The organism is Siminovitchia jepli, assembly GCF_047228825.1.
Lineage (GTDB): Bacteria > Bacillota > Bacilli > Bacillales > Bacillaceae_C > Siminovitchia.
This window is the reverse complement of the sequence record NZ_JBFEGN010000049.1, coordinates 23,956-30,311: the sequence shown is the minus strand read 5'-3', so window position 1 is coordinate 30,311 and position 6,356 is coordinate 23,956. Positions and strand designations below refer to the sequence as shown.

Sequence of the window (6,356 nt, the reverse complement as noted above, 5' to 3'; positions counted from 1 at the left end):
TCGGTATCCGCGGGTATTTTTCGGTATCCGCGGGTATTTTTCGGTATCCGCGGGTATTTTTCGGTATCCGCGGGTATGCAGCGATTCTCTGCTCGCTGTAGGCGAGCAGAGAATCGGCTGCAACCAACCAATCGCCATGAAAAACCGGGCACAAGCTGCCCGGTTTTTTCGTTAATAATAGTCCAATTCCGTTTCCCAATTGTATCCGTAGTCTTCTTTCGTATCTTCTTGAACATGAAAGTGTAAAGCTCTGTATCCCGTATTGTCTGCGGCAGATTCTGGCTTTCTCTTCACAACCAACTTATCATCCCAACGCCTGATAAGCAAAGTGCCGTCCGGATTATACCTGACTCTTTTTGCCGGCTTGTCCAACTTGACATCTCCCCCTATCCATAAATTGATTCATTCAATCAAAAGTGACAAGAGACGCCCTTGGCTCATAAAAGTGTAAAGCATGTTGAACCATACCCTTATTCTTGTATCCTTAAACCTCTTTTTGTATTTTTTCCCCAAATCATTGTTTTATTTAAGGGAGTCAATGATATAATATGAATCAGTTTTGAAACCTTAGAGGTGAATATGATGGTTGAACAGCCCAGAAAAAAAATGAGAGAAACAATCACAATCAAAACAAGCCATGTATCACCGCCTGATACGAATCATTACGGCAATTTGTTCGGAGGAAAATTAATGTCTGACATTGATGACGTGGCCTCTATTGCGGCTACAAAATTTGCCAGGAAGCCGGTCGTGACGGTTTCAACTGATTCAGTGGATTTTTTAAAGCCCATTCGCATTGGGGATGCTGTTACGCTGGAAGCGATTGTGACCTGGAGCGGCCGCACTTCGATGGAAGTGTTTGTCAAAGTCGTTTCCGAAAATTTATTATCGGGAGAAAAGTCCATTGCTGCCTTCTCCTTTCTGACTTTCGTTGCCTTGGATGAAAACGGTAACCCGACCCCTGTTCCAAAAGCAGTACCCGACTCTGAAGAAGAACGCTGGCTTCATGAAACAGCCCAAACGAGGGCCGCCCATCGAAAAACAAGAAAAAAAGAGAGTAAAGAATTAGCGGAGTTCTTCTCAAAGATTGTATTATGAGGACAGAATCCCCATACGTGTGTGCATGCCTCTATATCTTAAATATCGTGCATAACATTCAATTTTCGTGCAAATATTTTGATTCCCGTGCAGTTGGGAAATGTTCCGGTCTTAACACCTGTTCGGGACTTGCTCTCTCCGGCCCTACCGGTCCCGGGCAAGCTCTCTCGCTTTTCTTATTAGTAGAGAAAATATAACTTGCTAAGAAAGTTTTTCTTCAAAAGAAGCTTTTCTGTGTCTCGCTCCGACGCACAGGATGTGCTAGTGCAGGCGAAGCGACAGGACGTCGCTGCATGAGCCTGCCGACGCACAGGACGTGCTAGTACCGCTGGCGCCAGAGGACGCCAGTGCCTGGCCCCCCGAGCTAGAGGTCTCCTGCGTGTTTCGCCTTATTTGCCCGTCCTGGGCAAGGCGCTTGCCTTTTCTGATTACAAATTGGTTAAATTTTAATAACAAGCGTCAGGAAAATGTTCCATAAACCGCTAAAATTCAACGCCAGTTGACCTCCACGGTCTGTTTCTTCTGTTACAAACCCGCTTTCCCATAATATGTAACAACAATTATTGTACCAAATTGATTATACTTTTATTATGCAAAGTATGGACTTTTAATAAAAAAGGCAAGGTGGTACATATGTTCTCAAATACAGAAATCGGAATCGATCTGGGTACGGCGAACGTGCTGGTGTATACAAAAAATAAGGGAATCATTTTAAATGAACCTTCTGTCGTTGCGGTCAATGCGGATACGAAGCAAGTGATAGCGGTAGGTTCTGAGGCAAAGGACATGATCGGAAAAACCCCTGCAAACATCATTGCTGTGCGGCCGTTGCGCGATGGCGTTATAGCAGATTTTGATATTACGAGCCAAATGCTGAAGCATGTCATGAAAAAAGCCGGTAAGGCGTCGGGATTTGCGATTAGAAAGCCGGATGTCGTTGTTTGTACACCTTCAGGGGCCACTTCTGTGGAAAGGCGAGCCATCCATGATGCGGTAAAATCTTGCGGAGCAAAAAACGTTCATTTGATCGAAGAGCCTGTCGCTGCAGCTATCGGGGCGGATCTTCCGGTTGAAGAGCCTGTCGCAAACGTGATAGTTGATATCGGCGGGGGTACGACGGAAGTGGCGATCATTTCGTACGGCGGCGTCGTTAACTGCAACACGGTCCGCATCGGCGGCGACCAATTTAATGAAAATATCATCCAGCATGTTCGTAAAGGATATAATTTGCTCATCGGCGAACGGACTGCGGAAAATATTAAAATTGAAATTGGCTACGCACTTGTTGATCATCCTGAAAAAACAATGGAAGTACGCGGGCGCGACCTCGTTACAGGCCTGCCAAAAACGATTACGCTCACGTCTACAGAGATTCAGGAAGCGCTAAAAGAATCATTGCTTCATATTTTGGAAGCGATCCGGGCCACGCTGGAAAATTGCCCGGCAGAATTGAGCGGAGATATCGTGGACCACGGGGTTGTTTTATCCGGGGGTGGAGCCCTTTTAAACGGCTTGCAGGAATGGCTTAGCGGAGAGATTATCGTTCCCGTCCATATTGCCCCGAACCCCCTGGAATCGGTGGCTGTCGGAACAGGCCGGGCCTTGCGATTTATTCATAAATTGCAAACGGTTGGAAAATAAGTAATAACTCTATGAAATTAGGAAACAACCATGGACGGAATCTTCATTCCGTGCCATGGTTTCTTTATGTTATACAGTCTCGCCTTGAGTTGCTTTCATTTCTTCTTTCGTGCCTTTCAAATCATATGTCCCCCCGGCCAGGCTGTTACGCGTATTTTTACCGGAAAGATTTTCCAACAGTTCCTTCACATCGATCCCTGAAGAAGCTTTCAGCGACTCCTGCATCGTCGCCATCAGATTTGTGGCGTATCCGCTCACTTTATTCGCACCGCCATCACCGCCTGCACCTGTATCGACGACGGTAATTTTGTCTATATTCCCGAGTGGGGCAGCGACTTGTTTGGCATATTCAGGAAGCATTTTCAGAACCATATCGAGAACTGCTGCCTGCCCGTATTGTTCGAAGGCTTCCGCCACTTTGCGTTTCGCTTCCGCTTCGGAAATCCCTTTCAGGCGGATCACTTCGGCTTCTGTCTCCCCTTTCGCCCGCTCAGCATCCGCTTTTGCCATTCCATCCAAGCGAACGCGTTCAGCTTCTGCTTTCGCTGTGGCTTCCACCCGATATTGATGGGCATCCGCTTCAGCAATTTGCCTCATTTTTTCTGCTGTCGCGCCCTGTTCAACTGCATAGCGATCCGCATCTGCTTTTTTCTTCACTTCAGAATCGTACTGACGCTCGCGTCTTAAAATTTCTTTTTCTTCCAATTCTATTTGCTTTTGACGTTCAATAATTTTGATTTGCATTTCCTGTTCGGTTACTTTTTGCTTGGAGCGGGCAGATTCGAGATCATACGCTTGATCGGCATTCGCCTTGGCAGTATCTTGCTCGCGCCGAAACTCCGCCATTTTCAATTGGTTGATTTTTTCGGCTTCCGCGATTTCCGTCGCCCTTTCAAGTTCCGCTTTTTTCGCTTCTTTAGCTGCTTCCGCCCGCTTAATCCGGGTTTCTTTTTCAGCTTCGGCCGTTGCAATATCCGCATCCCGTTTCACCTGGGCGATCCGGGGTTTTCCGAGTGAATCCAAATACCCGTTTTTATCGCGAACTTCTTTTATGGTGAATGAGACGATGATAAGTCCCATTTTGGCCAAATCTTGGGAGGCAACCCGCTGCACTTCCTGCGAAAATTTGTCCCGATTTTTATAAATTTCCTCCACTGTCATGGAACCGAGGATGGAGCGGAGATGTCCTTCCAATACTTCTTTCGCTTCATTTTCCCGCTCTTCTTTCGTTTTTCCCAAAAATTGTTCAGCAGCTGTTGCGATCTCGCTTATGGAGCCGCCGATTTTAATGATCGCCGTTCCATCCGCCATGACCGGTACGCCTTGCTCTGTATATACCTCCGGTGTCGTTACCTCAAGCTTGCTCGATAAAAGGCTTAACGGTTGGGCCTGTTGAAAAACAGGGAGTATAAAAGCCCCGCCGCCGCGAATGATTTTGATTTTATTGCCCGCATCATCGACATGGACATTTTTCCCTCCCAAGTAACTTCCCGTTACAATCAAAGCCTCGTCCGGTCCCGCCGTCCGATATTTGGTGATGATGATAGCAAGCAAGGCAATCAGTACAAAAACGACAATACCGACAACAATCCAAATTCCAACTGCCATACTTCATTCCCCCTTTATGAAAAATTTTTCTTGTAAGGAACAACATATAAGACGCCATTCTTTACTTCAACTACAAGTACTTCTGTTCCTTCCGGAATTGCGGCAGCGCCCTCAAAGCTGGCCGCAGGCTTGGAGATATTTCCGCTGTAACTGTCGATGATCACTTCCCCGTATCCTTCTTCCGGTATGGGAATGATCGTTTTCCCGATTCTTCCCTCCAATGATTGTTCCGTATAACTTAACGATTGTTCCGCAGAAGATAATGGGATGAGTACAAATACGTTTAGAAGGGTAGCCAAAAGCAGGGCGGCAACAGCGGCAATTCCAATAATGAGCAGGCTGTTAAGAGGCGTGATCTTTTCGAGAATATATCCCCCCGCCGAGAAAAAAGTGATAAAAGCAAAGATGAGGACAGGGTGGAGAAAAGGTGAAACTTCGCCAATTCCCTCCAGAACATCTCCAAATAGTAAATACAAAATGCTTAAACTTCCTGAAACGATTAATAATATTAAATAAATCGTTTCGATCGGCATACCAAAAAGAGTCATCGGCAATCATTCCTTTTTTATGGATATTTATTTGTTTTCGGACATCCCACCTTTTCTATCTTACCGATAAATCTATATACGCAATTGGCCAGCGATTCGTTTCATTTTTCGCAAATATTTTGATGCATGCCTACGAAAGCTTATGGACAGAGGAATTTCTTTGAAACTCTTGCCTACATAAGTTGACAAGCAAATAAACGAGAGGTGTATCAAAAATCGCCGCCACGAATTTAAACGAATACTGGGTCAAAATAAGCCCGGCCAAGGCAGCACCAGGCATTGTCCCGTAAAAGGCAATCGTAATAAAAATGGTTGTGTCCACCAGCTGGCTTGCCATCGTTGATACATTGTTGCGAATCCAAAGCTTTTTTTGCCCGTGCCGTTTTTTCAATTTGTAAAACAATGCGACATCCAAGTTTTGGCTGATGAAAAAGGAAACCAAACTGGCAATCGTCACACGGAATCCCGCGCTAAAAATCGTTTGAAATTCCGCTTGCTTTTCATAAAAGGGTGCGGGAGGAAGCTTGATGGCTGCATATATAAAAAAAACCGCCAAAACTTGCGTAATGAGCCCCGCCGCAACTGTTTTTTTCGCCGCTTCCTTACCATACACTTCCGTAATCGTATCCGTAATCGGATAAGTAAAAATATAGATCATAACAGCTGCCGGCAGAACCACCCAATTTCCAATACTCACCAGCTTTACCGCTAATATATTGGACAAAATGAGCAGGCCGACAAACGCCCCGTTTAAATAATAAAGCAAAAATATTCCTCCTGTTTTCTTAGCGGTTATCCACTTTTTCGGGATACATATCGTGATTCATCAAACGGTATTCGGCCATTTGTTCATATTTTGTCCCCGGCTTTCCATAATTGCAGTACGGATCTATAGAAAGTCCGCCTCTTGGCGTAAATTTGCCCCATACCTCTATATACCTGGGAGCAAGCAAATCAATCAAATCATTCATCATGATATTGACGCAGTCTTCATGAAAATCCCCATGGTTTCGGAAACTGAACAAATACAGTTTCAAAGACTTGCTTTCCACGATTTTTTTATCCGGAATATAACTGATGTAGATCGTTGCAAAGTCCGGTTGGTTTGTCTGGGGGCAAAGCGATGTAAACTCGGGACAATTAAATTTAATAAAATAATCCCGGTTTACATGCAAATTATCGATCGCCTCCAATACTTGCGGCGAATACCGGAATAAATATTCCGTCTGCTTGTTTCCCAAAAGCTTCAAATCCTTTAAACTGTCTTCCTGTCTTCCCGGCATAAAAAAACCTCCCTGAATGCCTTTTGGAGGAGGTTCAAAATATGGGCAAAAAATAAAACCATATCTTTTGATATGGCAATTTTTGTAAGCCATAGTTTTTTATAGAGGGTTAATGCTATGAACCTCTCCCCGAAAAAGGGCTATTTTGTTTCTCCATCATCATACAGAATGAAAAATG

At 44.8% G+C, this 6,356-nt stretch carries 7 protein-coding genes; 2 read left to right on the top strand and 5 right to left on the bottom strand.

What is annotated here, in order from left to right; translation table 11 throughout:
- Positions 1-171 precede the first annotated feature (171 nt).
- Positions 172-372 carry a hypothetical protein gene (locus AB1L08_RS14920; protein WP_413065466.1) on the bottom strand — a complete coding sequence of 67 codons (201 nt, stop codon included), beginning with the start codon at positions 370-372 and terminating at the stop codon, positions 172-174.
- A gap of 210 nt (positions 373-582) precedes the next feature.
- On the opposite strand from AB1L08_RS14920, the gene AB1L08_RS14915 reads away from it, so the two are divergent.
- Positions 583-1,098, top strand: a complete 516-nt coding sequence (locus AB1L08_RS14915; RefSeq protein ID WP_413065465.1) for an acyl-CoA thioesterase — start codon at positions 583-585, stop codon at positions 1,096-1,098.
- A gap of 633 nt (positions 1,099-1,731) precedes the next feature.
- Complete coding sequence (mreBH, locus tag AB1L08_RS14910; RefSeq protein WP_413065464.1) at positions 1,732-2,739, top strand: rod-share determining protein MreBH; 1,008 nt, start codon at positions 1,732-1,734, stop codon at positions 2,737-2,739.
- Positions 2,740-2,808: 69 nt separating this feature from the next.
- Here mreBH and floT read toward each other — a convergent pair whose 3' ends face one another.
- From floT to queF, 4 genes are all read right to left on the bottom strand, one after another.
- The gene (floT, locus tag AB1L08_RS14905; RefSeq protein WP_413065463.1) at positions 2,809-4,347 is read right to left on the bottom strand and encodes a flotillin lipid rafts scaffold protein FloT; all 1,539 of its coding nucleotides are present in this window, start codon (positions 4,345-4,347) and stop codon (positions 2,809-2,811) included.
- Positions 4,348-4,361: 14 nt separating this feature from the next.
- Entirely contained in the window at positions 4,362-4,895 is a 534-nt protein-coding gene (locus AB1L08_RS14900) for an NfeD family protein (protein WP_413065462.1), read from the bottom strand.
- 130 nt (positions 4,896-5,025) lie between these two features.
- A complete protein-coding gene (locus AB1L08_RS14895) occupies positions 5,026-5,661 on the bottom strand; it encodes a queuosine precursor transporter (protein WP_413065461.1) in 636 nt (211 codons plus the stop codon).
- Between the two features lie 19 nt (positions 5,662-5,680).
- Positions 5,681-6,178: a preQ(1) synthase gene (queF, locus tag AB1L08_RS14890; protein ID WP_413065460.1), complete on the bottom strand. Its 498-nt coding sequence runs from the start codon at positions 6,176-6,178 to the stop codon at positions 5,681-5,683.
- Positions 6,179-6,356 lie beyond the last annotated feature (178 nt).